Source organism: Streptomyces sp. NPDC050161, from assembly GCF_044460025.1.
In the GTDB taxonomy this organism is placed as follows: domain Bacteria; phylum Actinomycetota; class Actinomycetes; order Streptomycetales; family Streptomycetaceae; genus Streptomyces.
In genome coordinates this window covers 1-25507 of sequence record NZ_JBITJM010000019.1, presented here as the reverse complement: position 1 = coordinate 25507, position 25507 = coordinate 1, and the positions used below count along the sequence as shown (strand labels likewise).

At 72.7% G+C, this 25507-nt stretch carries 22 protein-coding genes and 3 tRNA genes; 9 read left to right on the top strand and 16 right to left on the bottom strand.

From position 1 onward, the window contains the following. Positions 1–13 precede the first annotated feature (13 nt). On the bottom strand, positions 14–862 hold the full coding sequence (locus tag ACIBK8_RS26820; protein ID WP_399044423.1) for an SDR family oxidoreductase: 849 nt from the start codon (positions 860–862) through the stop codon (positions 14–16). Positions 863–1001: 139 nt separating this feature from the next. On the opposite strand from ACIBK8_RS26820, the gene ACIBK8_RS26815 reads away from it, so the two are divergent. Beyond that, a complete protein-coding gene (locus ACIBK8_RS26815) occupies positions 1002–3044 on the top strand; it encodes a DUF2264 domain-containing protein (protein WP_399044422.1) in 2043 nt (680 codons plus the stop codon). A 99-nt stretch (positions 3045–3143) separates the two neighbouring features. Beyond that, positions 3144–3617 carry a carboxymuconolactone decarboxylase family protein gene (locus tag ACIBK8_RS26810; protein ID WP_399044421.1) on the top strand — a complete coding sequence of 158 codons (474 nt, stop codon included), beginning with the start codon at positions 3144–3146 and terminating at the stop codon, positions 3615–3617. Between the two features lie 37 nt (positions 3618–3654). On the opposite strand, the gene ACIBK8_RS26805 is transcribed toward ACIBK8_RS26810, so the two are convergent. Then, positions 3655–4413 carry a DeoR/GlpR family DNA-binding transcription regulator gene (locus tag ACIBK8_RS26805; protein WP_393680070.1) on the bottom strand — a complete coding sequence of 253 codons (759 nt, stop codon included), beginning with the start codon at positions 4411–4413 and terminating at the stop codon, positions 3655–3657. A 92-nt stretch (positions 4414–4505) separates the two neighbouring features. On the opposite strand from ACIBK8_RS26805, the gene ACIBK8_RS26800 reads away from it, so the two are divergent. Further along, entirely contained in the window at positions 4506–5225 is a 720-nt protein-coding gene (locus ACIBK8_RS26800; RefSeq protein ID WP_399044420.1) for an NUDIX domain-containing protein, read from the top strand. A 313-nt stretch (positions 5226–5538) separates the two neighbouring features. Here the strand turns inward: ACIBK8_RS26800 and ACIBK8_RS26795 are convergent. From ACIBK8_RS26795 to ACIBK8_RS26785, 3 genes are all read right to left on the bottom strand, one after another. Then, a tRNA-Ile gene (locus tag ACIBK8_RS26795) sits at positions 5539–5612 on the bottom strand. Positions 5613–5793: 181 nt separating this feature from the next. Beyond that, positions 5794–5866, bottom strand: a tRNA-Asn gene (locus ACIBK8_RS26790). A 5-nt stretch (positions 5867–5871) separates the two neighbouring features. Further along, positions 5872–5944 (bottom strand) — tRNA-Asn (locus ACIBK8_RS26785). A gap of 271 nt (positions 5945–6215) precedes the next feature. Here ACIBK8_RS26785 and ACIBK8_RS26780 point away from each other — a divergent pair. Further along, a complete protein-coding gene (locus ACIBK8_RS26780; RefSeq protein ID WP_393680074.1) occupies positions 6216–6515 on the top strand; it encodes a YtxH domain-containing protein in 300 nt (99 codons plus the stop codon). Positions 6516–6595: 80 nt separating this feature from the next. Further along, the gene (locus ACIBK8_RS26775) at positions 6596–8050 is read left to right on the top strand and encodes an FGGY family carbohydrate kinase (RefSeq protein WP_399044419.1); all 1455 of its coding nucleotides are present in this window, start codon (positions 6596–6598) and stop codon (positions 8048–8050) included. Between the two features lie 41 nt (positions 8051–8091). Here ACIBK8_RS26775 and ACIBK8_RS26770 read toward each other — a convergent pair whose 3' ends face one another. From ACIBK8_RS26770 to ACIBK8_RS26735, 8 genes are all read right to left on the bottom strand, one after another. Beyond that, a complete protein-coding gene (locus tag ACIBK8_RS26770; protein WP_399044418.1) occupies positions 8092–9351 on the bottom strand; it encodes an RNA polymerase sigma factor in 1260 nt (419 codons plus the stop codon). A gap of 140 nt (positions 9352–9491) precedes the next feature. Continuing rightward, on the bottom strand, positions 9492–11408 hold the full coding sequence (gene dnaG / locus ACIBK8_RS26765; protein WP_399044417.1) for a DNA primase: 1917 nt from the start codon (positions 11406–11408) through the stop codon (positions 9492–9494). Between the two features lie 48 nt (positions 11409–11456). Next, the gene (locus tag ACIBK8_RS26760) at positions 11457–12482 is read right to left on the bottom strand and encodes a threo-3-hydroxy-L-aspartate ammonia-lyase (protein ID WP_399044416.1); all 1026 of its coding nucleotides are present in this window, start codon (positions 12480–12482) and stop codon (positions 11457–11459) included. A 9-nt stretch (positions 12483–12491) separates the two neighbouring features. Continuing rightward, positions 12492–13754, bottom strand: a complete 1263-nt coding sequence (locus ACIBK8_RS26755; protein WP_399044415.1) for an NAD(P)/FAD-dependent oxidoreductase — start codon at positions 13752–13754, stop codon at positions 12492–12494. A gap of 261 nt (positions 13755–14015) precedes the next feature. After that, positions 14016–15446, bottom strand: a complete 1431-nt coding sequence (locus tag ACIBK8_RS26750; protein ID WP_399044414.1) for a deoxyguanosinetriphosphate triphosphohydrolase — start codon at positions 15444–15446, stop codon at positions 14016–14018. After that, positions 15443–16360 carry a sirohydrochlorin chelatase gene (locus tag ACIBK8_RS26745; RefSeq protein WP_399044413.1) on the bottom strand — a complete coding sequence of 306 codons (918 nt, stop codon included), beginning with the start codon at positions 16358–16360 and terminating at the stop codon, positions 15443–15445. Before ACIBK8_RS26745 ends, ACIBK8_RS26750 begins: the two co-directional genes overlap by 4 nt. A gap of 334 nt (positions 16361–16694) precedes the next feature. Continuing rightward, the gene (locus tag ACIBK8_RS26740; RefSeq protein ID WP_399044412.1) at positions 16695–17723 is read right to left on the bottom strand and encodes an adenosine deaminase; all 1029 of its coding nucleotides are present in this window, start codon (positions 17721–17723) and stop codon (positions 16695–16697) included. Then, complete coding sequence (locus ACIBK8_RS26735; protein ID WP_399044411.1) at positions 17720–18274, bottom strand: gamma-glutamylcyclotransferase family protein; 555 nt, start codon at positions 18272–18274, stop codon at positions 17720–17722. The genes ACIBK8_RS26740 and ACIBK8_RS26735 overlap by 4 nt, the downstream gene beginning before the upstream one ends. Before the next feature lie 229 nt (positions 18275–18503). Between ACIBK8_RS26735 and ACIBK8_RS26730 the strand changes: the two genes are divergently transcribed. After that, positions 18504–19184, top strand: coding sequence for a vancomycin high temperature exclusion protein (locus ACIBK8_RS26730; protein WP_399044410.1), 681 nt, complete (start codon positions 18504–18506; stop codon positions 19182–19184). 241 nt (positions 19185–19425) lie between these two features. On the opposite strand, the gene ACIBK8_RS26725 is transcribed toward ACIBK8_RS26730, so the two are convergent. Both ACIBK8_RS26725 and cutA read right to left on the bottom strand, forming a co-directional pair. After that, positions 19426–20517, bottom strand: coding sequence for a trypsin-like serine peptidase (locus tag ACIBK8_RS26725; RefSeq protein WP_399044409.1), 1092 nt, complete (start codon positions 20515–20517; stop codon positions 19426–19428). 1 nt (position 20518) lies between these two features. After that, a complete protein-coding gene (gene cutA / locus ACIBK8_RS26720) occupies positions 20519–20815 on the bottom strand; it encodes a divalent-cation tolerance protein CutA (protein WP_399044530.1) in 297 nt (98 codons plus the stop codon). A gap of 559 nt (positions 20816–21374) precedes the next feature. On the opposite strand from cutA, the gene ACIBK8_RS26715 reads away from it, so the two are divergent. Further along, positions 21375–21752, top strand: a complete 378-nt coding sequence (locus ACIBK8_RS26715; protein WP_399044408.1) for a cupin — start codon at positions 21375–21377, stop codon at positions 21750–21752. A 92-nt stretch (positions 21753–21844) separates the two neighbouring features. Beyond that, on the top strand, positions 21845–22696 hold the full coding sequence (locus ACIBK8_RS26710) for a class I SAM-dependent methyltransferase (RefSeq protein ID WP_399044407.1): 852 nt from the start codon (positions 21845–21847) through the stop codon (positions 22694–22696). A 45-nt stretch (positions 22697–22741) separates the two neighbouring features. On the opposite strand, the gene ACIBK8_RS26705 is transcribed toward ACIBK8_RS26710, so the two are convergent. Next, positions 22742–23530 carry a sulfite exporter TauE/SafE family protein gene (locus ACIBK8_RS26705; RefSeq protein WP_399044406.1) on the bottom strand — a complete coding sequence of 263 codons (789 nt, stop codon included), beginning with the start codon at positions 23528–23530 and terminating at the stop codon, positions 22742–22744. Positions 23531–23927: 397 nt separating this feature from the next. Here ACIBK8_RS26705 and ACIBK8_RS26700 point away from each other — a divergent pair, with 397 nt between their 5' ends. Continuing rightward, positions 23928–25253 (top strand): MFS transporter, encoded by a 1326-nt coding sequence (locus ACIBK8_RS26700; protein WP_399044405.1) that lies wholly within the window; start codon positions 23928–23930, stop codon positions 25251–25253. Positions 25254–25507: the final 254 nt, after the last annotated feature.

Sequence of the window (25507 nt, the reverse complement as noted above, 5' to 3'; positions counted from 1 at the left end):
ACAGAAGGTGGGGTTACGGGGCGTCCTGCCGTCCCGGCAACGTCGCCGGTTCCGACCTGCTGTGCCCCATGGCGAGGTATCCGCCGTCGACGGGGAGATCGGTGCCGGTGATGAAGGTCGCGCCGGAGCCGCACAGGAACAGCACGGCGGCGGCGACCTCCGCGGGCTCCCCCACCCGCCGCAGCATGTGGTGCGCGCCGAGCACCGGCCCCCAGCCGGCCCGGTCGCCGCCCGTCATCCGCTCGACCTCGGGGGTCCACACCAGCCCCGGGGAGACGCTGTTGACCCGGATGCCGTCATCGGCGAGATCGAGTGCCTGACAGCGGGTCAGCGCCAGCAGCGCCCCCTTGCCCGCGCTGTAGGTCCACTGGCCCGGCTGCGCGATGTGCCCCGAGATCGACGCGACGTTGACGACCGAAGCGCCGTGGGCCGCGCGCAGCAGCGGCGCCAGCGCGGCCGTCATCAGGGCGCTGCCCTTGACGTTGGTCCCCAGACTCAGGTCCCACTCGTCGGGCCTGGCCCGCTCACTGCGGGCCAGGAACGTGGCCGCGCAGTTGACCAGCGCCCGCACCGGCAGCCCGGCGGCCCCGGCGGCGTCCGCCGCCGCGCGGCAGTCCGCCTGGAGCGAGATGTCGCCCACCACCGCCGTCGCCGCGCCCTCCAGCTCCTTGGCCGTGCGGCGGAGCGTCTCGGCGTCCAGGTCCACCACGACGACGTGCGCCCCGGCCGCGGCGAAGGCGTGCGCCGTGGCCCGCCCGATGCCGGACGCCCCTCCGGTGACCACACAGGTCGTGCCGGCGAAGTCCCGCACCTGCCGCTGTGCGGCGGGCGATGCGCGGTCAGGGGTAGGTGGCGCTGTCATGGCCTCTGTCCCAAAGCTCGACGATGCGGCGCTCGTGACATGAGCGAGTCGCCCACACGTACTCATGGTGATTGGATCGACACGCACCGCAACTTGTGGGGAGCGGCGGGCCAGGACCCGCCGGCCGAGGGAGGCGGAGATGAGCAGGCACGCGGCACCCCCGCCCCGTCTCGTACTGCCCCCGGAAGACCGCCTCCGCTCCCCTCGTACCGGGTGGACGCGGGCGCACTGGGAGGCCGTCGCCGACCACCTGCTGGACGCCCTGCGGCCGTACGTCAGCCCGCACGGAGCGGCGGTGCACCTTCCCGGACCCGCCAGTTGGTCCGGTCGGCGGACCGACGGCCTCGAAGGGTTCGCCCGCGGCTTCCTCCTGGCCGCCATCCGCCTGGCCGGCGCCGGCGGCGCGGACCCGGCCGACCGGGCCGGGCCCTGGGCACGGGGACTGGTCGCCGGAACCCGCCCGCACGGCCCGGAGGCGTGGCCGGCCCTCACCGACGGAAGCCAGCAGATCGTGGAAGCCGCCGGGATCACCCTCGCCCTGCACCTGTCCAGGCCATGGCTGTGGGACCGGCTCACCCCCGCCGAGCAGGACCGCGTCGCACACTGGCTCTCGGGGGTGGCAGGCCGCCGCACCCGGGACAACAACCATGTGCTCTTCCAGGTCGTCACGGAGGAGTTCCTGCACTCCATCGGCGCCATCGGCGACCGCAGCGGCATCGAGTCGGGGCTCGCGCGGGTCGATGAGTGGTACCGCGGCGACGGCTGGTACCAGGACGGACCACGCCACCGCAGCGACTACCGCGACACCCGTGACGGAAGGATCCGTTCGCAGCCAGGCCCCGGCTACGACGCCGGCGACCGCTTCGACTACTACAACGCCTGGGGATTCCACCTCTACACCCTGCTGTGGGCACACCTGGCCGGCGCCCGCGGAGCCCAACGCGCCACCGTCTACCGGGAACGGCTCCGCCTGTTCCTGCGGCAGTACGTCCACCTCTTCGGCGCGGACGGCGCCCCCGTCCACCACGGCAGGTCACTCGCCTACCGGTTCGCCGCGCTCGCCCCCGTCTGGCTCGGCTCCTGGGAGACGGCCGAGCCGCCGCTGCCGCCCGGACTCACCCGCCGCCTGGCGAGCGAGACCCTGCGCCACTTCGTCGGGCACGGCGCGCCCGACACCCGGGGACTGCTGCCGCTGGGCTGGTACGGGCGGTTTCCGCCGACCGCGCAGGCGTACAGCGGCCCCGGAGCGCCGTACGCCGCGAGCAAGGGCTTCCTGGGACTGCTCATCCCGCCCGACCACGCGGTGTGGACCGCGACCGAACGTCAACTCCCCATCGAAAAGGGCGACTTCATCCTCCCCCTGCCCGCACCCGGCTTCCTCGTCCACGGCACCCGCCGGGACGGCCTGGTGCGGCTGCTCAACCACGGCAGCCACTACCTGACGGCCCCGCCGGCCGCCCACCGGGACGATCCGCACTACGCCAAGCTGGCCTACTCCTCACGCACCGGACCGGAAGTCGGCGAAGCCGCACCCGAGCGGTTCGACAACCACATCGCCCTGATCTCCCCCACCGGGGCCGTCTCGCGACGGGAACGCATCCACCGCGTGGCCGTGCCCGGCACCTGCATCGCGTCCTGGCACCACCCCCGGACCGACGGCGCCGCACCGCCCGGCGCATGCCGCATCGACAGCGTGTCCGTCGTGTGCGGCCGGTGGGAGATCCGCGTGCACCGCGTCACCGCGCCCGCCGGCTGGACGGTCCGCGAGGGCGGCTACGCACTCGCCGACCACACACCCCCCGCCCCCCACACCGCGGGAACACACGCCGCGGCACGGCGCACCGACGGCCTCACCAGCGCCGTAATCGGCCTGCACGGCTGGAGTTCGGCACACGTACGGAGCGGGACCGGCACCAACGCCTTCGGCCCCCATTCAGCGGTGCCGTACGTCTCCGGAGCCACGAGGCCGACGGGCGACGGCCTCTACGTATCGGCCGTCCTGCTGGGCGAATGCCCCAAAACCGCCCTCGACAAGACGCTCCCGCAGCCCTGCGCGGTAACCGTCGACGACCTCACGGCACGCCTCCAACTCCCCGGACAAGAACAGTTGCTCATCAGCCCCGGCACACCGCAACCGGTCGTCGCCGACTCCGGCGGCCACCGCTCCGCCGCCGACACCTGACCGGGGCGTGTCCGACGGGCCGCCGAGGGGGGCGCCCGTGTCACATTGCTCCGAGCTGTTCCGTCAGAGGGGGGCAGGCATCAACCACAAGGAGTCGCCATGCATGCTCGCTTGAACCTCCTCGGCAACACGGTCGCAGCCCGGTCCCTGCGGCACATCATCTCCGCGGACAAGGTGCTCTCGGACTCGACGCTGCCGACCGCGACGCGGGAGCTGGTGAAGCTCCGCGCCAGCCAGATCAACGGCTGTGGCTTCTGCACCGACATGCACACCAAGGACGCCACGCACGCCGGGGAGACCTCGACACGCCTCAACCTGGTCGCGGCCTGGCGCGAGGCGAAGGTGTTCACCGACGCCGAGCGCGCCGCCCTGGAACTGACGGAGCAGGGCACCCGCACCGCCGACGCGGCCGGCGGCGTCACGGACGACGTCTGGGCGAATGCCGCCAAGCACTACGACGAGGACCAACTCGCCGCCCTGGTGCTGGGGATCGCCCTCATCAACGCCTTCAACCGCGTGAACGTCATCGTCCAGCAACCCGCAGGCGACTACCAGCCCGGCCAGTTCGGGTAGGCGTCCGACGGGCGACCCCGCGCTCGGCCCGTAGCCGTCAGCCGGCCGCCAGGACCTCCACCCCGAGCGCCTTGAGCCGCTCGACGACCGGGTCGTGGAGGTCGGCGTCGGTGATCAGCCCACTGACCTTCTCCCAGGGCAGAACACGGAACCGCGACGCCGTGCCGATCTTCTCGGACGAGGCGAGGACGTAAGTCTCCGCGGCCCGCGCGGACAAGGCCCGCTTCATCGCCGCTTCATCGGCGTCTCCGGTGGTCAGCCCCACATCGGGGTGCACACCGGTGACGCCGAGCAGGCAGAGGTCGGCGGAGACGTTCTGCGCCGCCTCGACCGCGGCGGCGCCGCAGGTGACCGCCGAGTGCTTGAAGACCCGGCCCCCGAGCAGGAAAAGCTCCGCGTGCGGATGGTCGAGCAGGGCCGCGGCGATCGTCGGACTGTGGGTGATCACGGTGCAGGCAAGATCCTGCGGGAGCGCGTGGGCGACGGCGAGTGCGGTGGTTCCACCGTCGAGAATCAGCGCACCGCCCGGCCGCACCAGCCCGGCGGCCACCGAGGCGACCTTCCGCTTGCCCCCCGGGGCCACGGTCTGCCGGGCGGCATAGCCGACCACCGCCGGCGAAACGGGCAGCGCGCCACCGTAGACCCGCTGACACAGCCCTTCGGAGGCGAGATCGCGCAGGTCGCGCCGCACGCTGTCCTCGGAGATCCCCAGCGCGACGGCGACATCCTTGGCGACGATCTTGCCCTCGCGAGCGAGCAGACCCAGCAGGTGATCGCGCCGTTCAGCAGCCAGCATGCACACTCACTCCTGTTCTTGCACGTTTCTGCATGTACGGTAACACCCACGACCGACGGAGCAGAGACCCGCCGCACCCCGCAGGAGACCGCATGACGAGCCGCCCCGGCATCGACACCCCCGACCACCGCGGCCGCACCGGCCTCGACCGGGCCGGACGCGACCTGGACCGCAACCCCGACGTCGTGATCCGCGACGTCGAACTCACCTCCCAGGGCTGGCACGTCCTGCGCCGCACCACCTTCAACTACCGCCGCCGCGACGGACGTTGGGAAACCCAGCAGCGCGAGACCTACGACCGCGGCGACGGCGCCGTCGTCCTGCCCTACGACACCGAACGCGGCCTCGTCCTGCTCACCCGCCAGTTCCGCTACCCGGCCTACGTCAACGGCCACCCCGACGGCATGCTCATCGAAGCCGCCGCGGGACTGCTCGACGCGGACGACCCGCCCGCCGCCATCCGACGCGAGAGCGCCGAAGAACTCGGCGTCACCCTCGGCCCGCTCACCCACGTCCTCGACGCCTACATGAGCCCCGGCTCCGTCACCGAACGCCTCCACTTCTTCGCCGCCCCGTACACCCCGGCCGACCGGACCGGCACCGGCGGCGGACTCGAAGAGGACGGCGAGGACATCGAGGTCATCGAACTCCCCTTCACCGAGGCCCTCGCCATGACCCACGACGGACGCATCACCGACGGCAAAACCGTCCTACTCCTCCAATGGGCAGCCCTGAACGGCCCTTTCACCGCCACAACACCCCCGCAGGACAAAGCGAACGGCGAACAGCAAAGGAACCTCAGCACCCAATAACGCAGGCCACCGCCCATAAGCCGGCATTCAGCAACCGGACTTCCCGCCCACACGCTTCGCCGTCGCCCGCCCCAAGTCCCAAGACCTGGACGACCGGGCGCTGCGGACGGGACTGCCGCCGGTGACGGTGAGGACCGCTCCCCGGACTGCGCACAGGCGACGGAAGCCGGCGTGGCCTCTGGCCAGCCCCGGGGCCCCTGTAGGGCCCCTGGATCTTGGTCCGTACGGATGAACGGGGGCCGCCGCGCTGTGGCGGTGACTCCCGTTCTCACGTTTCCGCAGGTAGAAAGGTTCTTCGCCCTGGGTGCCGCGGTGGGGCGGGTGGGACTCGAACCCACGACCGACGGATTATGAGTCCGCTGCTCTAACCGGCTGAGCTACCGCCCCCGTCACGGCGCGTCGCGCACATTTGTGCGCGCCGTCTGCCGCAGCATAGCCGCTCATACGATCTGTTGCCCGTGTGGGTCGTCGTCCGGTGACCATGCACGCTCAAGAGGACTTCGATCACAGGGTGTTCGGTTCCATGGCGCACGAAAAAGGACCCCTTCCGGGGTCCTCTTCCTTACTGCTCCCCCGACTGGACTCGAACCAGTAACCCTCCGGTTAACAGCCGAATGCTCTGCCAATTGAGCTACAGGGGACCGAGCTCCCCCGACTGGACTCGAACCAGTAACCTGCCGGTTAACAGCCGGCTGCTCTGCCAATTGAGCTACAGGGGAATGCTCTGTGTGCCTCGAATGCACCGCTGTCCGGGCTTCCGGACGGCGCGCGTTCGCTGCGACACATACATTAGCGCAAGCAGGGGGGTGCTCCGCCAATCGGTATCGCCGCGGGTGATCATCAGGCCCGCAGGACAGGCGCGGCACAGCCCAGTGATCCGGTGCGCCCGGCACCGGACGGGATCGAGCGTCATCGGTACGCGGCGCCGTGGCAGGGGTGGCACGGGGCGGCTGCGGCGGGTGCGCGCCGGTGAGAGGAAAGGGTGGAGCGATGCGCTACCGGCTCACGTTCATCGCGGGACTGGCCGTCGGATACGTGCTCGGCACGCGGGCGGGCCGGGAGCGGTACGAGCAGCTGCGCAAGGGGGCCCGACGGATCTCGCAGAATCCCGCGGTCCGTAACACCGCGGAGTCCGCGGCGATGGGCGGCAGGGAGGCGGCGTCCAAGGCGTTCGACAGGGTTTCGGCCAAGGTCGGCGACCGGCTGCCGCACTCGGTCACCGACCGGGTCAGGTCGCTGCGTGAGCAGCGCACCCCTGACCCTGACGACTGGGGCACCAGCAACACCTGAGGCGCCCGGCGCGTCCCGGCCGTCCCCGGTGTGAGCCCTGGCGCCCCCGCCGTCCGCCGGATGGGGCATCATCTGGGGCCATGGGGAAAGTCGCCGGGTTGGACAGTTCGTCCGAGAGCACACGGATCGTCGTCTGCGATACGGACACGGGTGCCGTCATCAGGCAGGGGTACGCGCCACACCCTGCCGAGAAGGGGCCGGAGGTCGACCCGCAGGCGTGGTTGATGTCACTCGGCGAGGCGGCGGGCAACGGGCTGCTGGAGGGTGTGCAGGCGATCGGCGTCTCCGCGCAGCAGCACGGTCTGGTGCCGTTGGACGCCGAGGGCAATCTCGTGCGGCCCGCGCTGCTGGGCAACGACAAGCGGGGGCAGAGCGCCGCGGCCGACCTCGTCGACTCGCTGGGCGGGCGGACCGCGTGGGCGCAGGCGATCGGGGCGGTGCCGCAGGCCACGCATCCGGTGACGAAGCTGCGCTGGCTGGCGCGCACCGAGCCGGCGAACGCGGCCAGGATCGCCGAGGTCATGCAGCCGCACGACTGGCTGGCGTGGCAGCTGCTGGGGCGCCCGGCGCGGCGTACGACGGACCGTGGCGGCGCATCGGCCACCGGGTTCTGGTCGGCGGCCGACGAGGCGTACCGGCCTGACCTGGTGGAACTGGCGCTGGGCCATCAGGTGCGGCTGCCCGAGGTGCTCGGCCCTTCCGGGACGGCCGGGTTCACGCCCGAGGGGCTGCTGATCTCGGCCGGTACGGGCGACACCATGGCGGCGGCGTTCGGGCTCGGTGTCGGGGTCGGCGACGCGGTGGTGTCGCTGGGCGCGTCGGGGTCGGTGTTCGGCATCCATCACGAGGCGCTGGTCGATCCGGACGGCACGATCACCTCGTTCGCCGATGCGACGGGGCGCCATCTTCCGGTGGTGCACACCAGCAACGCGGTGCGGGTGCTGCGCGGTACGGCGGAGATGCTCGGCACGGACCTGGAGGGCCTGTCGGAGCTGGCGCTGAAGTCGTCGGCGGGTGCGTACGGCATGGTGATGCTGCCGTATCTGGAGGGTGAGCGGACGCCTCATCTGCCGCATACCGCCGGGTCGTTGCACGGGATGCGGCGGGAGAGCATGAAGCCGGAGCATCTGGCGCGGGCCGCGGTCGAGGGCATGCTGTGCGGGCTCGCCGACGCGCTGGATGTGCTGCGCGGGCGTGGTGTGGCGGTGCGCCGGGTGTTCCTGCTGGGCGGGGCGGCCGAGCTGGGTGCCGTGCAGGCGGCGGCGCCCGCGCTGTTCGGCGTGCAGGTCGTGGTGCCGCAGCCGGCCGAGTACGCGGCGCTGGGTGCGGCGCGGCAGGCGGCCTGGGCGCTGGGTGCGGCGCACGGCACGCTCGCCCCGAACGACGGCGGCTGGGTGGAGCCGCCGCAGTGGCCGGCGGCGGCGAGCCAGGTCTTCGAGCCGGGTGAGGAGCTGCCGGTGGGCCAGGCGGTGCGCCAGCAGTACACGGCGGTGCGCGATGAGGCGTATCCGGGTGTGTTCGGGCAGCAGGGCTGAGCCGGGCGTGACGGCGCGGTCGGTGGCCGGTGCGCGCGGTCTCAGTCGAGGTAGCCGCGCAGCTGGTCGGCGAAGGCGTGGTCGCGGAGTTTGTTGAGGGTCTTGGATTCGATCTGCCGTATCCGTTCGCGGGTGACGCCGAAGATCCGGCCGATCTCCTCCAGGGTGCGGGGGCGGCCGTCGGCGAGGCCGTAGCGGAGCTGGACGACCTTGCGTTCGCGTTCGCCGAGGGTGGACAGGACGGTGTCGAGGTGTTCGCGCAGCAGCAGGAAGGCGGCGGATTCGACGGGTGAGGCGGCGTCGCCGTCCTCGATGAGGTCGCCGAACGCGACCTCGTCCTCCTCGCCCACGGGGGCGTGCAGCGAGACCGGTTCCTGGGCCAGGCGCAGCACTTCGCCGACGCGTTCCGGGGTGAGGCCGAGCTGGGCCGCGATGTCGTCGGGGGTGGGTTCGTAGCCGCGTTCCTGGAGCATCCGGCGCTGGACGCGGACCACGCGGTTGATCAGTTCGACGACGTGGACCGGGACGCGGATGGTGCGGGCCTGGTCGGCGAGGGCGCGGGACATCGCCTGGCGGATCCACCAGGTCGCGTAGGTGGAGAACTTGTAGCCGCGGGCGTAGTCGAACTTCTCGACGGCGCGGATCAGTCCGAGGTTTCCCTCCTGGACGAGGTCGAGCATGGTCAGCCCGCGGCCGATGTAGCGCTTGGCCACGGAGACGACGAGGCGGAGGTTGGCCTCGATCAGCCGGCGCTTGGCCATCCGGCCGATGACGACCAATTTGTCGAGGTCGAAGGCGAGTTGGGAGTCCAGGTCGGGGGTGCCTGCGAGTTTTTCCTCGGCGAAGAGGCCCGCTTCGACGCGGCGTGCGAGGTCGACCTCGTCGGCGGCGGTGAGCAGCGGGATCCGGCCGATCTCGCGGAGGTACTGGCGGAAGAGGTCGGATGACGGGCCGCCGGTGTCGGGGCGGGGCGACGGCTCGGGGGCGGGGTCGTCGGCGATCGTTTCGGCGGCCGGCGGTTCGGCCTGCTGCGGCACGGTGGCCGGGCGGGCGCCCGATGCCGCGTCCCCGGACTGCTGGGGCGGGGCCTTCTCGGGCGCGGCCTGCGGGGCGCCGGCCGGCGCTCCGGGGAGGCTCTGGGTCTGCACGGGGGCGACCTCCAGGGTGATCGCCGCAAAGGCGGCGGAAAGGCCGGGAGCGGTCGCGGCCGAGCCGCTGTCCGTCCCGTACGACGCGAGTGGCTGCGCGGGAGATGCCCGGCCCGGGTGACCGGCTGTGCCGCGCTCCGAACTCTCAGGCACCGCTTTCAGTGTGGGGTACGACACAGGCCCGCCACGAGGGGCGTGCGTCCACTTTCTGCGTTCGTTCCGTGACCGGACGGCTACGTCGGGGTGTCAAGGGCGGGCGCGGTGCGCGGCCGTACGCGCCCCCGGGAGCCGCCTCAGAGGGCGGCGTAGCCGCGTTCGCGGAGGGACTGGCCGTACTGCTGGAGGACCCAGAGTTCGTTCTGGACGGCGTTGAGGTGCTCGGGGTCGGCGCGCGGGCCGAGGCGCTGGAGGGTGCCGCGGATTTCGGTGACGCGCTGATTGACGGCTGCCAGGCGGACGGCGACGAGCTGCACGCCGGCGTACGCCTCGTCGGGGTCACGGCGGGTGTGCAGGGGCTCGACGAAGAGTTCGGTGACCATGGCGCGGACGGTGTCGTCGGGGGCGGCCTCGCGCACCCGCTGGACGTAGCCGTCGTCGGCCGCGCCGGCCGTGGCGCCGCCGGCGTCCTCGATGCAGCGGCGGACCGTGGCGTAGGGCGGGGCGGTGAACTCGTCGATGCCGTAGGCGTCGAAGGCCGGGGAGACGAGGTCGGGGCGTTGCAGGGCGAGCTTGAGCAGTTCGCGTTCGACGCGGTGGGCGGGGCTGCGGAGGTTGAGGGCGGGGCCGCGGGGGCCGGCGGCCCGGGGCTCGGGCTCGGCGGCGCGTTCCTGGCCGCGGGGGGCTCTGCGGCCCTGGTCCTGGCCGCCGTCCCGGCCGCGTTCGCGGGCCCAGCGGGCGAGCTGGCCGACGCGGCGGACGACGAACTGGGTGTCCAGGATGCCGAGCATGCCGGCCAGTTGGACGGCGGATTCGTGCTGGATGGAGCTGTTCTTGATGTGCGCGACGATGGGCGCCGCTTCGTCGAGGGCGGCGGCGCGGCCGACGGTGGTGTCGAGGTTGTGCCGGGAGACGAGGTGCCGCAGCGCGAACTCGAAGAGCGGGGTGCGGGACTCGACGAGGTCGGTGACGGCCGCGTCCCCCTTGGCGAGGCGGAGGTCGCAGGGGTCCATGCCGCCGGGGGTGATGGCGATGGAGGTTTCGGCGGCGAATTTCTGGTCGTCCTCGAAGGCCCGCAAGGCGGCTTTCTGGCCTGCGGCGTCGCCGTCGAAGGTGAAGATGACCTCGGATCCGGAGTGGTCCATCAGCAGCCGGCGGAGGATCTTGATGTGGCCTTCGCCGAAGGATGTGCCGCAGGTGGCGATGGCGGTGGTGACGCCGGCCAGGTGGCAGGCCATGACGTCGGTGTAGCCCTCGACGACGACGGCCCTGCTGCCCTTGGCGATCTCCTTCTTGGCGAGGTCGATGCCGTAGAGGACCTGGGACTTGCGGTAGATGGGGGTTTCAGGGGTGTTGAGGTATTTGGGGCCGTTGTCGTCCTCGCGGAGCTTGCGGGCGCCGAAGCCGACGACCTCGCCGGAGATGTCGCGGATGGGCCACATCAGGCGGCCACGGAAGCGGTCGATGGGGCCGCGGCGGCCGTCCTGGGAGAGGCCGGAGAGGATCAGTTCCTTGTCGGTGAAGCCACGGCCGCGCAGGAAGCGGGTGAGGTGGTCCCATCCTGCCGGGCTGTAGCCGACGCCGAAGTGCTGGGCGGCGGCCTGGTCGAAGCCGCGCTCGGCGAGGAAGGCGCGGCCGATCTCGGCCTCCGGGGAGTCCAGCTGCTCGGTGTAGAACTGGGCGGCGGCTTTGTGCGCCTCCACCAGGCGGGTGCGTTCGCCCTGCTGGCGGCCGGGTGCGTAGCCGCCCTCTTCGTAGCGCAGGGTGATGCCCGCCTGGGAGGCGAGGCGTTCGATGGTCTCGGCGAAGGAGAGGTGGTCGATCTTCATGATGAAGTCGACGGTGTCGCCGCCCTCCTGGCAGCCGAAGCAGTGGTAGAGCCCCTTGGCGGTGCTGACGTGGAAGGACGGGGACTTCTCGTCGTGGAAGGGGCACAGGCCCTTGAGATTGCCGCCGCCGGCGTTGCGGAGCTGGAGGTACTCGGACACAACGGCGTCGATCGGGACCGCGTCCCGAACCGCCTTCACGTCGTCATCGTTGATCCGTCCTGCCACGCGTGAATTCTACGGCCGGGGTCGGACAATCCCCTCCACGCCTCCGGTTCAGCGGACGTCCGGGGCGGTGGCCATCAGCTCCACGAAGCGTTCCAGGCCGATGTTGCCGCCGGAGACGATCACGCCGATCCGGGGCGGCAGCGGGTCGACGCGGTGGGCGGTCAGGGCGGCCAGCGCGCAGGCGCCGCTGGGTTCCGTGACGATCTTCAGCCGCTCGAAGGCGAACCGCATGGCGGCGCGGATCTCGTCCTCGCCGACCAGGACGACGGAGTCGAGCAGCTCGCGGTTGATCGCGAAGGTCAGCTCGCCGGGGGTTTCGACGGCCTGTCCGTCGGCGATGGTGCGCGGGACGGGGATCGTGACGGGGCGGCCGGCCGCCAGGGAGCGGCGGGTGTCGTCGCCCGCTTCGGGCTCCACGCCGATCATGCGGATGCCGGGGACGAGCGCGGTGGCGGCGGTGGCACATCCGGCCATCAGACCGCCGCCGCCGATCGGGGTGAGCAGCGCGTCCAGCGGCCCGGTCTCCTCGATCAGTTCCAGGGCCGCGGTGCCCTGCCCTGCCATGACGTCCGGATGGTCGTAGGGCGGGATCAGGGTGAGGCCGCGGTCCGCCGCGAGCTTGTCGGCGAGTGCGGTGCGGTCGCCGGTGTAGCGGTCGTAGGTGACGACCTCGGCGCCGTAGCCGAGGGTGGCGTCCCGCTTGGAGCGCGGGGCGTCCTCGGGCATGAGGATGACGGCGGTGGTGCCGAGTTCCCTGGCGGCGAGCGCCACGGCCTGGGCGTGGTTGCCCGACGAATACGCGGCGACCCCGCGGGCGCGCTGCTCGGGTGTCAGGCGGGAGAGGGCGTTGTAGGCGCCGCGGAACTTGAAGGCGCCCATGCGCTGGAAGGACTCGCACTTGATGAAGACCTCGGCGCCCACCAGCGCGTCCAGGGTGCGTGAGCGCAGTACCGGCGTGCGGTGGGCGACACCCGCCAGTCGCGCCGCGGCGTCACGGATGGCGTCGAGGGTGACGGCCGCGGCGGGGCCGGTGGGCTGGTCGGGGCCTGCGGGGCCACCGGTGCTGAGGCTCATGGCCTCACGCTACGGCAGCAGCGATTCCAGCGGAACCTCCGGATCGGCCAGCGCTTCGGCGTCCAACGGGTGCCCGGAGCGGATGAGTTGCTGGATGGGGCCCGCGACGTCCCAGACGTTGACGTTCATCCCGGCGAGCAGCCGGCCTTCGGCGAGCCAGAAGGCGGTGAACTCGCGTTTCGCGACGTCGCCGCGGCAGACGACCTGGTCGTAGGAGCCGGGCGGGGCGTAGCCGGAGTACTCCATGCCGACGTCGTACTGGTCGGAGAAGAAGTACGGGACGCGGTCGTAGCTGACCTCCTGGCCGAGCATCGCGCGGGCCGCCGCGGGGCCGCCGTTGAGTGCGTTGGCCCAGTGCTCGACGCGTACCCGGGTGTCCAGGAGGGGGTGGTCGGCGGCGGCGACGTCGCCTGCCGCGTAGATGTGCGGGTCGGAGGTGCGCAGCGCGGCGTCGACGGCGATGCCGCCGCCCGTCGCGCGGTCGGCGATGACCAGTCCTGCCTGTTCGGCGAGTGCGGTGCGCGGGGCGGCGCCGATCGCGGCGAGCACACCGTGGGCGGGGTGTTCCTCGCCGTCGTCGGTGCGTACGGCCAGCACCATGCCGTCCTGGCCGACGATCTCGGTGAAGCGGGCGCCGAAGTGGAAGCGGACGCCGTGTTCGCGGTGCAGGTCGGTGAAGAGGCCGCCGAGTTCGGGGCCGAGCACGGTGTGCAGCGGCGTCGGTTCGGCCTCGACGACGGTCACTTCGGCGCCGTAGGAGCGGGCGGCTGCGGCGACCTCCAGGCCGATCCAGCCGGCGCCCGCGATGACGAGGTGGCCGTTGTCGCGGCCCAGGGAGGTGAGGACGCCGCGGAGGCGTTCGGCGTGCGCGAGGCGGCGCAGGTGGTGGACGCCCGCGAGGCCGGTGCCCGGGATGTCGAGGCGGCGCGGTTCGGCGCCGGTGGCCAGCAGCAGCTTGTCGTAGACGATGAGGGTGCCGTCGCCCAGGCGTACGGTCCTGGCCTCGGGGTCCAGGTGGACGGCGGGCTGTCCGAGGTGCAGTTCGATGTCGGCCTGGGCGTACCAGCCGGGTTCGTGGACGAAGACGCTGTCGCGCTCCTCCTTGCCGAGCAGGTATCCCTTGGACAGCGGCGGGCGCTCGTACGGGTGGTCGCGCTCGTCGCAGATGAGGATCACCCGGCCGGTGAAGCCCTCCGCGCGGAGGGTCTCGGCGGCTTTTGCGCCGGCCAGGCCACCCCCGACGATGACGAACGTCTGGTGTGCTTCGACCACTTGCTTCCTCCTCGTTCTCGGTGCCGTACGCCCGCTCACGCGGCCGTGCACGTCCCCGATCGTCCCCCGGTGATGTGTTCCCCCGGTATGTGCTCCCCCGTTCCTCCCGTCTACCTTCCCTTCTGCCCGGCGTCACCTGAGGTGTCGCCCGCGGCGACACCCTGGGTGTCCGATGCTGCCCGGTGCCGCATCCGTGGCGCCGGTGGTGTCCGAGCGTCCCGCACGGAACGTGGGGACGGAAGGGGGTCCGCCCCTTCCGGGTCACCCCTGGTTGTCCCCCGGTGTTTTGGGGGGCCGGGTGAGGCGGGTGTGCAGATTACGGGCCGAGGCGTCGGTGAGGGCCGCGATCTGGTCGATGACGGCCCGCATCCGGGCGGTGTCGTCGTCCGCCGCGTCGAACAGCGACCGGAACTGCGGGTCGAGGCCGACGGGTGCCCGGACCTGGAGGGTGTCGGCCAGTTCGGCGATCACGATGCGCTGGTCGGCGCGGAGCGCTTCCTGGTCGGGCCGTTGCATCACATAGCGGTCGGCGACGGCCTTGAGAACGGCACATTCCAGTCGGGTTTCGTCCGGAACCACCAGGGTGGCGCGGTAACGGGTGAGGCGCCCGGTGCCGTATGCGGCGCGGGTCGCCGATTCCGCTGCCAGGCAGAAGCGGCCGATCAGTTGGCTGGTGGCGTCCTTGAGGCGGGCCTGGGCGAGCGCGGAGCCGTCGTAGCCGTGCGGCCACCACTCCTGGTCCAGGAGGCGGTCGAGGGCGGCGGCCAGTTCCGCGGGGGCGGCGCCCGGTGCGTAGCGTGCGGCGGCGACGTCGAAGATCTCGGCGCGTTCGGGGTCGGCGAGCAGCAGGCCGGGGTCGAGGTGTCCGGCGTGCAGGCCGTCCTCGACGTCGTGCACGGAGTACGCGACGTCGTCGGACCAGTCCATGACCTGCGCCTCGAAGCTGCGTTCCGTCGCGGGGGCGCCCTGCCTGAACCAGCCGAACACCGGCAGGTCGTCCTCGTAGACGCCGAACTTCGGGGAGCCGGGGTCGGTGGGGTGCGCGCCGCGCGGCCAGGGGTACTTGGTGGCGGCGTCGAGTGCGGCGCGGGTGAGGTTGAGGCCGACGCTGACGGCGCTGCCGTCGGGCGCGGGGCTGAACCGCTTGGGTTCCAGGCGGGCCAGCAGCCGCAGTGACTGGGCGTTGCCCTCGAAGCCGCCCCAGGGCGCGGCGACTTCGTTGAGCGCCTGTTCGCCGTTGTGCCCGAACGGCGGGTGGCCGAGATCGTGCGCCAGGCAGGCGGTCTCGACGAGGTCGGGGTCGCAGCCGAGTGCGGCGCCCAGTTCGCGGCCCACCTGGGCGCATTCCAGGGAGTGTGTGAGCCGGGTGCGCGGGCTGGCGTCCCAGAGGTGGCTGAGGCTGCCGGGGGTGACGACCTGGGTCTTGCCCGCGAGTCTGCGCAGCGCGGCGGAGTGCAGGACCCGGGCCCGGTCGCGCTGGAAGGCGGTGCGGCCGGGGCGCTTGTCCGGTTCGTCGACCCAGCGTTCGGCGTCGGACGGTGTGTAGCCGGGGACGTCGTGCGCGCCGGGCGGGCGGCCGGGCGGGGCGTCCCCGCGCGCGGCGGGCCCTGCGGCGGCCGGCCCGCCGGTGGCGTCGGGGCCGGCGCCGCGGGGGTCCGCGTCCCGGCCGGTGCTCGATGGTGTGCCCGTCATACTGCGACGGTAGCCGCCCCGGTGCCGTAGGGGCCGGAAGCGCTACGCGCCAGGAGCACCTGGTCGTAGCGGTGCAGTACGAGGCGGGCCAGCGCGGGGTGGTCGCCCAGGGGCGCCGCCGCGGTCCCGGGGGCGTCGGCTGCGCACTGCGCGGCGAAGCGCCCGGGGGCGGTGAAGCAGGAGGCGACGGCGATCCGGTGGTGGCCGCGTGCGGTCAGTGCGCGTACCGCTTCGGCGACGGTGGGGCGGGCCGCCGACGCGTAGGCGGGCAGGACGGGGACGCCGCCGAGCCGGGCCGAGAGCAGCTCTGCGACGGCGGCGGTGCCGGCCGCGGAACGGGGGGCGCGGGAGCCGGCGGCGGCCAGGATGACGGCGGTGTGGCCCGGGGTGGGCCGGTGGTGGCATGCCTCCTGTGGGGCGGGGCGCGATTGTCCGGCCTCCGGGGTGAACCCGGCTTCCGTCAGGCGGCCGTGCAGCGCTTCGGCGAGCAGCGGGTGCGGGCCCAGGGGTTCAGCGATCCGGCCGGTCAGGTGGGGGGCGGCGGCCAGCGCGGCGGGCAGGTCGTGGGTGACGTGATGACCATGGCCGAAAAGCAGCGGTACGAGGACGGTGTCGCCGCGCAGTCCGTCGAGTGTCCCGGCGAGCAGCGGCCGGTTCAGCTCGATGTGGCCGAGCCGGACGGGCAGGCCGGGGCGCAGCGCGCGGACCCGTGCCAGCAGCGCGTGGACGGACCGCAGCGCGCGGGGGTCGCGGCTGCCGTGAGCGACCGCGACGAGCGTGGGGGCGTGCGGCGCCCGTGCCACGGCCCCGGCCGGACGCGCGCCCCGGCTCACGGCCGTTCCCCGTGGCCGGGGCGGGCGCGCGGCCGGGCCGGTGGCCGCGGCGGGTGGCTGCTGTGCTGTCGGCGCCGTCATGGCCCGAGCCTCGCGGCCGGGTGTTGCCCCGTCGTATCCCGGCGGGGAAATCCGGGTAACCGGCGGCCCGCAGCGGGCGGACGGGCCGGTGCGAGGCTCCGGTCACCTGCCGGAAACCGGGGGCGCCCCCGGCGTGACGGGCGTGCGGCAGGCCGGTTTGGGGACGCGGTTCGCTCCCGTCCGGCAACAGGTGCGTTCTCCGGCGCGCGGTGGGGCCCCTGCGCCCCGGGAGGCACAACGCACGCCGGGCGACGGCCGGTTGGGGCCACCGGGCGGGGCGGTCGGGCCGCCCCTCCCGGTGGCGCGTGCTCAACCGTGACCGCCCCGGGAGGCCCTACACCTGGTGCGCGTCCACTTCCTTGAGGTACTTCTCGCGGGTCGCCTCGTCCAGGAAGGCCGCGCGGAACGAGTTGCGGGCCAGGGTGCGCAGCGTTTCCTCGTCCAGCCGGAGTGCGTCGCGCACGGCGGTGAAGTTGTCGTCGGCGTAGCCGCCGAAGTAGGCGGGGTCGTCGGAGTTGACGGTGACCAGCAGCCCGGCGTCCAGCATCGCGGGCAGCGGGTGGTCGGCGAGGTCGTCGATGACGCGGAGCCTGACGTTCGACAGCGGGCAGACGGTGAGCGGGATCTGCTCGGCCACCAGGCGGGCCACCAGCCGCTCGTCCTCCATGCAGCGCACGCCGTGGTCGACGCGGTCCACACCGAGGAGGTCCAGGGCCTCCCAGACGTACGCGGGCGGGCCCTCCTCGCCCGCGTGCGCCACGCACTTGAGGCCGGCTTCCCTGGCGAGCGCGTAGACCTCCTGGAACTTCGACGGCGGGTGCCCGACCTCCGCCGAGTCCAGGCCGACGGCGGCGATCCGGTGGAGGTGCGGGCGGGCCGCCTCGAAGGTCGTCAGGGCCGATTCGGCGCTCTCGTCGCGCAGGAAGCACATGATCAGGCGGGTGCTGATGCCGTACTTCTCCTGGGCGGTGTCCAGGGCGCGGGACAGGCCGTCGACGACGGTGCCGATCGGGACGCCGCGGGCGGTGTGCGCCTGCGGGTCGAAGAAGATCTCGGCGTGCCGTACGCCCTGGGCCTGCGCGCGGGCGAGGTAGGCGTCCGCGAGGTCGGCGAAGTCGTCCTCGGTGCGCAGGACGGCCATCAGCGCGTAGTAGAGGTTCAGGAAGGACTGCAGGTCGGCGAAGGAGTAGGCGCGGCGCAGTTCGTCCTCGGTGGCGTAGGGCAGGGTCACGCCGTTCCGCTCGGCGAGGGCGAACGCCAGCTCGGGCTCCAGGGTGCCCTCGATGTGCAGATGCAGCTCCGCTTTGGGGAACGGCTTCTGGTGGGCGGGGGCTGCGGACGGGGAGGAAGGCACGCGGGTCACACCTGTTCTGCGGTTCGGGAAGGGCCCTCCTTACGGGAAGGCCCTTCCGTGCGGGAGGGATTCCCGGTACCGGAAGGGTCCTCGTTTCGGGAGGAGCCCTCCAGGTTAGCCGGGCCGCCGGCCGGCCAGTCGCCGCCCTCGACGGGGATGCCGGTGGCGCGCAGCCGGGTGGCGAGCGGCTCGGCCGCGAGGTACACCCAGGCCCGTACGGTCCGGCCGTCGGAGCGGGCCGCATCGGTTTCGACGCGTTCGTAGAGGTTGTCCCGGCCGCCGGGTGTGTAGCCCTCCAGGAGGTCGAGGGTGCGGCGCACGTCGTCGTGGTCGGCGGCGCGCGGGGTGATCAGGGCGCCGTGGATCCGGGCGTCAACGGGGCCTGCGACGGCGTAGGGGTAGCCGGGGCCGTCGTAGAGCAGGGCGCCGGTGATCGTGGCGGGCTCTTCCGACGCGGTCCTGCCGCGCAGGGTCCGCGCGTGGTGGCGCCCGCCGGGGCGCAGCGTTCCGTAGACGAAGAACGGCAGGCGGTCGGGGCCGGGGGTCATGACGGCACGCATCCGGGCCAGGCACCGGGGGCTCGTCCGGCCACCGGCTTCGTCGTCTCCACGGGCTTCGCGCGCACGGGATCGGCTTCCTCTCATCGGGTGCGCCCCCGGGCGGGGCGCCTCCCCGGGGCGGCGGGTGCTTCTCCTGCAACCATGCCAGGCCGTGCCGCGTCGCTGCCCGTGAGACGGAGAGACCGCCGGCACGGGATGCGGCCTGGCGGGGTGGAACGAAGGAGCGGGGATGCGCGGGCCTGGGCTGATGCGGCGGATACGGCTGCCACGCACCCGGCGGGGGTGGCGGCGTGCGTACCAGGTCGTGGTGGTGCTGACGGTGCTCGCGCTGGCGCCCGCGACGTGGCTGAACACCTCGGCCGGCCCTCGGGTGCGCACCGTCGCCGCGGCTCCGCACGCGCCGGTCGCCGTGGTGTTCGGGGCCGGGCTGTGGGACGGCGAGCCCTCGCCCTACCTGGCCGACCGGCTGGATGCCGCCGCCCAGCTGTACCGGCGCGGGACGGTCCGGGCGATCCTGGTGACCGGCGACAACAGCCGGGACGACTACGACGAGCCGGGCGCGATGCGCGGCTATCTGGAGCACCACGGCGTGCCCGCCCGCCGGATCGTCGGCGACCACGCGGGCTTCGACACCTGGGACTCGTGCAGCCGCGCGCACCGGATCTTCGGCGTGGACCGTGCGGTGCTGGTCAGCCAGGGCTTCCACATCCGGCGGGCGCTGGCGCTGTGCGCTGCGGCCGGTATCGACGCGTACGGGGTCGGTGTCGCCGCGCCGCGCGATGTGACCTGGGCGTACGGCGGCGTGCGGGAGATCTTCGCGGCGGGCAAGGCCGCGGCCGACGCGGCGCTGCGGCCCGACCCGCACTTCCTGGGCCCGCGCGAGAAGGGCCTTGCGGTGGCGGTGCGGTGACCGGACGACGGCTGCGGTGCGGTGACCGGGACGGCGGCTGCGGTGCGGTGACCGGGGCGACGGCTGCGGCGGCGCGGGCGCCCCGGGGGACGCAAGGCCCAGGGGACGCAAGGCCCAGGGGACGCAAGGCCCGGAGGCTCAGAGCCCCCGGGGCCTCAAACCGCCCGCCGCCGCCCGGTGTTGTGCCCCGCGCCCCGCGCCTCGCACCTCGCGCCCGGTCCCGTGCGGCCGTGTTGTGCGCTCAGGCCATGGTGGCGCGGGTGTACAGGGTGAGGAGTTCGATTCCGTAGTACGGGCTGTAGGAGGTCCGGTCCGCGTGCGGGCCGGACGGTCCGCCGCCGTTGAGGCCGCCGATGTTGCCGATGATGCGGCCGGTCCTGGTGTCCTCGTCGAAGTGGGTCAGCCAGGGGCTCCCGGAGGTGCCGCCGTAGAACCCGCCGCATTCCATGCGCAGTTGGCGGTGGCCGGTGAGCCGGGTGGTGCGGGTTTCGCAGCGTACGGCCCGGTCCTCCGGGTCGTTGCGGACGGACGGGTAGCCGATGACGGAGACGTCGTTGGTGTAACCCGGTGTCGGGGAGAGGGTGTTGCCGCCGGTCACCGCTTCGATCCGACGGCCGCGCCGGTCGGGGGCGACGGTGGCGAACGCGAAGTCCAGGTCCGATCCGTCGCCCGTGGTGCCGTGGCCCGGGTAGGTGAAGGAGCCGGTGATCGCCCACACCCCGTACGGCTGCTTGGCCGCGCCGGAGCGGTACTGCGGGACGAAGGCGGCGTTCGAGCCGGGGTTGCAGTGGCCCGCGGTGAGGATGAGGTTGCGGTGCGGGCTGCGCACCACGCTCGCGGTGCAGTAGTGAGCCCGTGAGTCCTTGTCCACGGAGAACAGCACGCCGACGGACGGGATGCCGTCGATGTGCCGGGCGTTGGGCGCGGCGCCCGCCGCGGGCCCGGGGCCCTGCGTGGCGGCGTCGGCGACGGGCTTCCCGGTGGACGTCTCCTTCACGGACGCGTCCGGGGAAGCGTCCCGGTGCGGGGCGGAACGAGGAGTGACGCTCCCCCCGGGGACGGCGGCGGCCATCTTGCGGGGCGTCCAGAAGTCGGCCGCCTCGGTGGTGTTCCAGGTGGGGTCGGCGGATGCGGCGAGTATGCGCGGGGAGGTTTTGGGGGCGCCGGGATGGCTTGGGGTGCCGGAATGGCTTGGGGTTACGGCCGTGGCTCCGGGGGACGGTGCTGCGTCGCCCGGGGCGGCACCGGCCTGGCTCAGGGAAGCGGTGGCCAGGCACAGTCCGAGCCCGGTGCCGAGCGCGGCGGCGGCCACCCTCATCCGTCGTCGTGTCATGTCAGCGGGTCTCCTCTGCAACCCAGGCCAGATACCCGGCTGCTCCGCGGGCAACCGGAGTGGCGATGATCTCGGGGGTGTCGTAGTCGTGCGCCGCCAGGATGTGGGCCTCCAGCGCGTCGTAACGGGCGGCCGTGGTCTTGAACAGCACCTGCCACTCCTGGCTGGTCTCCACGGCGCTCTGCCACCGGTACACCGAGGTCACCGGTGCGCTGATCTGCGCACAGGCCGCCACCCTGGCCTCGATGGCACCACGCGCCAGCTCCTCGGCCTTCCGTTCGCTGTCGGTGGTCGTCATCACGGTCAGATAGCGGGTCGGCCCCTCGTCGGGGCCTGCGGGCTCGTACGGGTCGGTCACGGATGCGCACCCTTCGGGCTCGGGACGGCGGCGGGGATCGTGGCCGCGGCTTGGCTTGCGCTTGGCTTGCGCTTGGCTTGGCTTGCACTTGGCGGCGAGAACGATCATGCGCAGGGTACGGGCGGCGGCGGGGCGAGGTCGACGCCGACTCGGGCCACCGGGCGCTCCGTATCGCGTACTTATCGCGTACGCATCGCGTACGTATTGCGTACTTGTGGCGATACGTAGCGGTCGCCGTCGGTCCGGGGAGCGGAGGGGGGTGGGGTGGATGAGGCGGATGGGGTCCGATGCGGGGCGGGGGCGGCCCGATGCGGGGCGGGCGGCCTGGGGTGGCGGCGGCCCGGCGTCGGGGCGCCCCGCACCGGCTACGGGATGCCGGTCGAGCAGGGGAAGTCGACCGCGCGGCGCCGTCCCGTGCTCCGGCTTGCGTCGGCCGTGGCGCGGTCCACGATGGAATGGGAGGCCACGCCGCCGGCCCCGGAATCGGAAAGGCCGCACCATGGACGACGACCGGAACGACCTGAACGTTCTCGTCCGCGATCAACTCGACGACGCCAAGGCTTCCGCGCACGGCCGCAGCGCGCACTTCTTCCTGCACGACGGGCCGCTGCGGCAGACCGTGATCGCCCTGATCGCGGGCTCCGCGCTGGACGAACACAACGCACCGCCCGCGGCCAGCCTCCAGGTGCTGCGCGGCCGGGTACGGCTGACCGCGGCGGGCGGGAACCGGGAGCTGCGGGCGGGTGAGATCGTGCCGATCCCGCACGAGCGGCACGGGCTGCGCGCCGTCGAGGACTGCGCGGTGCTGCTCACGGCGGTGACGGCGGTAGCCGAACCGCCGCCCGCGACGACCGGCTCGGCGACCGCGCTGGGCTGACGGGGTGGGCCGGCCCACCCCTCCCATCCCAACTCTGAAATAATCCTCTTTCCAGTCTTCACATCTTTCTGAATTTTCCATAGACTCCAGACATGAACAGCTCGAAGGCGCAAGCGAAGGTGCCGCTGACCGGGGCGCAGGAAACCCTGCTCGCCACGCTCTACGGCAGGGCGATCGACAGCCGCTCCAAGCGGCCGGTCCTCGGCGACCAGACGGCCGTGGACGCGGTGCGGCGCATCGATCACGACTTCTCCAAGGTGCGGATAAACGCAGGTGACGCGGGCGCCGTCGCCCTGCGTGGCCGCCAGCTGGACGAGTGGACGGCGCAGTTCCTCGCGACGCACGAGCAGGCCACGGTCGTCCATCTCGGCTGCGGCCTGGACAACCGCGTCCACCGGCTCGATCCGGGGCCGGGCGTGCGGTGGTTCGACATCGACTACCCCGAAGTGATCGACCTGAGGCGCCAGTTGTACCCGGAACGGCCGGGCTGGACAGGCATCCCCGCGTCCGTCACGGATCCCGGCTGGACGGCGAGCCTGCCGTCGGACCGGCCGACGATGATCGTGGCCGAGGGCCTGCTCATGTACCTGACCGAGGCGGACGGCACGGCGCTGCTGCGGCGGCTGATGGCGCATGCGCCCAGCGGGGAGCTGGCCTTCGACGCCTTCAGCCCGTTCGCCATCCGGGCACAGCGGATCAACCGTGTCGTCACCGACGCCGGGGCAACGCTCCACTGGGGCACGACACCGGCCGGCATAGCCCGGCTGAGCCCGAGGCTGGAGCTGCTGGAGACCCTCAGCGCACTCCAGATACCCGGCCGGGAGAGGCTGCCGGCGGGGTATCGGATGATGGCCCGCGTCGCGGGCCTGGTTCCCCCGGTGCGCAACATGGCCCGGATGTATCACTGCCGACTCCACCCGGAGGCAGCAGGCGTCGCGGGGTAGCCCCTCCGCGGGGTCCGGAACGGCACAGCGAATGCGTGCGGGAGGTCAGCCCGCGAACCACTGGTCGAAAGCCAGCTTGCACAGCAGGGCGACGACCACGACCACCAGCACACCCCGCACGAATCCGGCACCCCGCTTCAGCGCCATCCTGGCGCCCACCATGCCGCCGATGAGGTTGAACAGCGCGAGCAGAGCGCCGAGTTGCCACAGGACGGTGCCCTGGATGGCGAACATCGTGAGCGCCCCGATGTTGGTGCACACGTTGATGACCTTGGCGGTGGCGGACGAGGTGACCAGGTCCATGTGCAGGACGGCGGCGAGCGCGACGATGAGGAAGGCGCCGGTACCGGGGCCGATCAGGCCGTCGTAGAAGCCGATACCCAGTCCGGCGAGGAGGACGGCCGCCAGCACCCGCTGCCGGGTGACGGGCCCGGACGGCGCGGGGGCGGTCCCGAAGGCGGGGCGCAGGAGCACGAACGCGAGCACGGCGAGGAGGATGACCATGATCACCGGCCGCAGCACATCGCTGTTGATACCGGCGGCGAAGAACGCCCCCGCGAGCGAACCGGCAAGCGCGGCAAGGCCGATACGCAGCGCGATGCGTACGTCGATCGGGGTCTTGCGGAGATAGGTCACGGCGGCTGCCGTCGTGCCGACGATGGCGGTGGACTTGTTGGTGCCGAGGACGAAGGCGGCGGGGGTGTGCGGCAGTCCGACCAACAGCGCGGGGAGCAGCAGCAGTCCGCCTCCCCCCACGACGGCATCGATCCAGCCGGCGGTGAGAGCCGCCAGACACAGCAGGGACAGGACGGTGAGCGATATGTCAGCGGGCACCAGGTGATCTTACGAACGCGGCCGGGCCGCCCTCACGCGAGCTGGGGGGGCTACCGACCGGATACGGCCGAGGAGTTGGTGGCGCGGGTGCGACGTCCGTAGTAGAGGGGAGGGGCGCCAGTAAGAGGGCACGTCGGCGGTCGCTGCGCGAGGCGCGGTCGGTAGGTCGGCAGGGCGAGCTGCGGCTGCGGCTGCGGCTGCGAGCCGAGGGCAATCCGTAGGTCCCGGGGCCCACGCTCAGCCGCATGCCCTCCCCTTCAGGAACCGCCGGTTCGAGAACTGCTGGTTCAGGAACTGCTGGTTCAGGAACTGTCGGGTGAAGAACTGTCGGAATCCGGGTGGTTCCCGGGCTACGTGGGAAGAGGTGGGTGATGACTTCAGGCGATTGCCTCAGGCGATGACGTCGGCGGTCGCGGGCAGCGCGGCGGGCGGTAGGACAGGGCCGGGACGGGGCGGTGCGGCGGGCCGCAGGGCATTGCTCGCCGCCACCGCAGGCGGGATCGTCGAGTCCTTCGACTGGACGCTCTACGCCGTTCTCGCGCCGTACTTCGCCGTGCAGCTGTTCCCCGGCGACGATCCGGTGACGGCGGTACTGGGCGCGTATCTGGGCTTCGCGGTCGGCTTCATCGTCCGGCCCTTCGGCTCGTACGTGATGGGGCGGATCAGCGATGCGCGGGGGCGGCGTTTCGGGCTGATGCTCGGCATGGCGCTCACCTCGGTGACGAGTGTGCTGGTCGCGGTGGTGCCGACGGCAGGGGTGATCGGGACCGGTGCGCCGGTTCTGCTGGTGCTGTTGCGGCTGGTGCAGGGCGTGTCAATGGGCGGCGCGAATTCGAGTGCCGCCGCGTATGTCGCCGAGACCGCGCCACGCCGGACGCGCTTCGTCTACAGCGCGATCTCCTACTCCGGCGTCATCCTCGGCAACATCCTGTCGTTCGGCGTGCTGACGGTGTTGCTCGCGACTCTCGGCACCGGCGGCGTGACCGCGGGCGGCTGGCGGATCGGCTTCCTGGTGGCAGCGGTGCTGGGGCTGACGGCGCTGTGGATCCGGCGCGGTGCCGAGGAGAGCGGGGAGTTCACCGAGCAACGGGCGAGCGGTGCTGCCCGTACGAGTGCCGGGCGGCGCGCGTTGTACCGGGCGCAGGTGCGCAACAGCGTGGCGGTGTTCCTGACCACGTTCGGCGTCACCGTCGGGTACTACTTCGGGACCACGTATCTGCCGCAGTACGCACACCAGTTGGGGGTGGTTTCGGACACCGAGTCGGCGGTTTCGATGCTGTTGCCGCTGCTGGTGCTGATCGGGGCGATGGTCGGTGTCGGGTGGGTCGGCGACCGGCTGGGCGCGCTGCGCACCTTGCGTGCGGGGCTGGGCGCGCTGGCCGTGGGGACGGTGCCGCTGATGCTGGCGCTCGCGCATCGGGCGCTGCCGATGTGGCTGGTGACCCTCGTCTACCTGGTGCTGATCGCGGCGCCGCTCGGCCTGGTGAACGTGCTGTTCGCGGGGCTGTTCCCGGTGGCGGTGCGGGTGGTGGCGATGGGGGTGCCGTCCATGGTGGCGACGGGACTGTTCGGCGGCACCTTTCCGCTGCTGGCGCAGGCGCTCGGCAGGGCCGGGCAGCTGTCGCTGGTCCCGGTGTGGGCTGCGGGCGCGGCGGCGGTGTCCTTCGGCGCGACGTTCCTGATCCGGTTGCCGAAGGGGCGCGGGGAGGGAGGTGGACGGTGACTGTAGTGAGCCGGTGTGGCTGGTGACTGTGGTGGTCGGAGGGGCCAGAGACCGTAGTGGCCGGATTGCCCAGAGAGTGGCCGGAGTGCCCGGAGTTGCCGGAGTGAGGGGGTGGGGTGGGGAGGGGCGGGGGGAGGAGGGGGGAGAGCCCGGGGCCCGGCCCCCCCCCCCCCCCCCCCCCCCCCCCCCCCCCCCCCCCCCCCCCCCCCCCCCCCCCCCCCCCCCCAAACCAACCCCCCCCCCCACGGCGGAGG

Coding starts and splice junctions, on each gene's coding strand:
- ACIBK8_RS26745 (WP_399044413.1), bottom strand. CDS start 16,360: ATGACGGCGCCGACAGCACAGCAGCCACCCGCCGCGGCCACCGGCCCG.
- ACIBK8_RS26730 (WP_399044410.1), top strand. CDS start 18,504: ATGCGCGGGCCTGGGCTGATGCGGCGGATACGGCTGCCACGCACCCGG.
- ACIBK8_RS26700 (WP_399044405.1), top strand. CDS start 23,928: ATGACGTCGGCGGTCGCGGGCAGCGCGGCGGGCGGTAGGACAGGGCCG.
- ACIBK8_RS26725 (WP_399044409.1), bottom strand. CDS start 20,517: ATGACACGACGACGGATGAGGGTGGCCGCCGCCGCGCTCGGCACCGGG.
- ACIBK8_RS26710 (WP_399044407.1), top strand. CDS start 21,845: ATGAACAGCTCGAAGGCGCAAGCGAAGGTGCCGCTGACCGGGGCGCAG.
- ACIBK8_RS26735 (WP_399044411.1), bottom strand. CDS start 18,274: ATGCGTGCCGTCATGACCCCCGGCCCCGACCGCCTGCCGTTCTTCGTC.
- ACIBK8_RS26815 (WP_399044422.1), top strand. CDS start 1,002: ATGAGCAGGCACGCGGCACCCCCGCCCCGTCTCGTACTGCCCCCGGAA.
- ACIBK8_RS26805 (WP_393680070.1), bottom strand. CDS start 4,413: ATGCTGGCTGCTGAACGGCGCGATCACCTGCTGGGTCTGCTCGCTCGC.
- ACIBK8_RS26750 (WP_399044414.1), bottom strand. CDS start 15,446: ATGACGGGCACACCATCGAGCACCGGCCGGGACGCGGACCCCCGCGGC.
- ACIBK8_RS26775 (WP_399044419.1), top strand. CDS start 6,596: ATGGGGAAAGTCGCCGGGTTGGACAGTTCGTCCGAGAGCACACGGATC.
- ACIBK8_RS26715 (WP_399044408.1), top strand. CDS start 21,375: ATGGACGACGACCGGAACGACCTGAACGTTCTCGTCCGCGATCAACTC.
- ACIBK8_RS26760 (WP_399044416.1), bottom strand. CDS start 12,482: ATGAGCCTCAGCACCGGTGGCCCCGCAGGCCCCGACCAGCCCACCGGC.
- ACIBK8_RS26780 (WP_393680074.1), top strand. CDS start 6,216: ATGCGCTACCGGCTCACGTTCATCGCGGGACTGGCCGTCGGATACGTG.
- ACIBK8_RS26810 (WP_399044421.1), top strand. CDS start 3,144: ATGCATGCTCGCTTGAACCTCCTCGGCAACACGGTCGCAGCCCGGTCC.
- ACIBK8_RS26820 (WP_399044423.1), bottom strand. CDS start 862: ATGACAGCGCCACCTACCCCTGACCGCGCATCGCCCGCCGCACAGCGG.
- ACIBK8_RS26800 (WP_399044420.1), top strand. CDS start 4,506: ATGACGAGCCGCCCCGGCATCGACACCCCCGACCACCGCGGCCGCACC.
- cutA (WP_399044530.1), bottom strand. CDS start 20,815: ATGACGACCACCGACAGCGAACGGAAGGCCGAGGAGCTGGCGCGTGGT.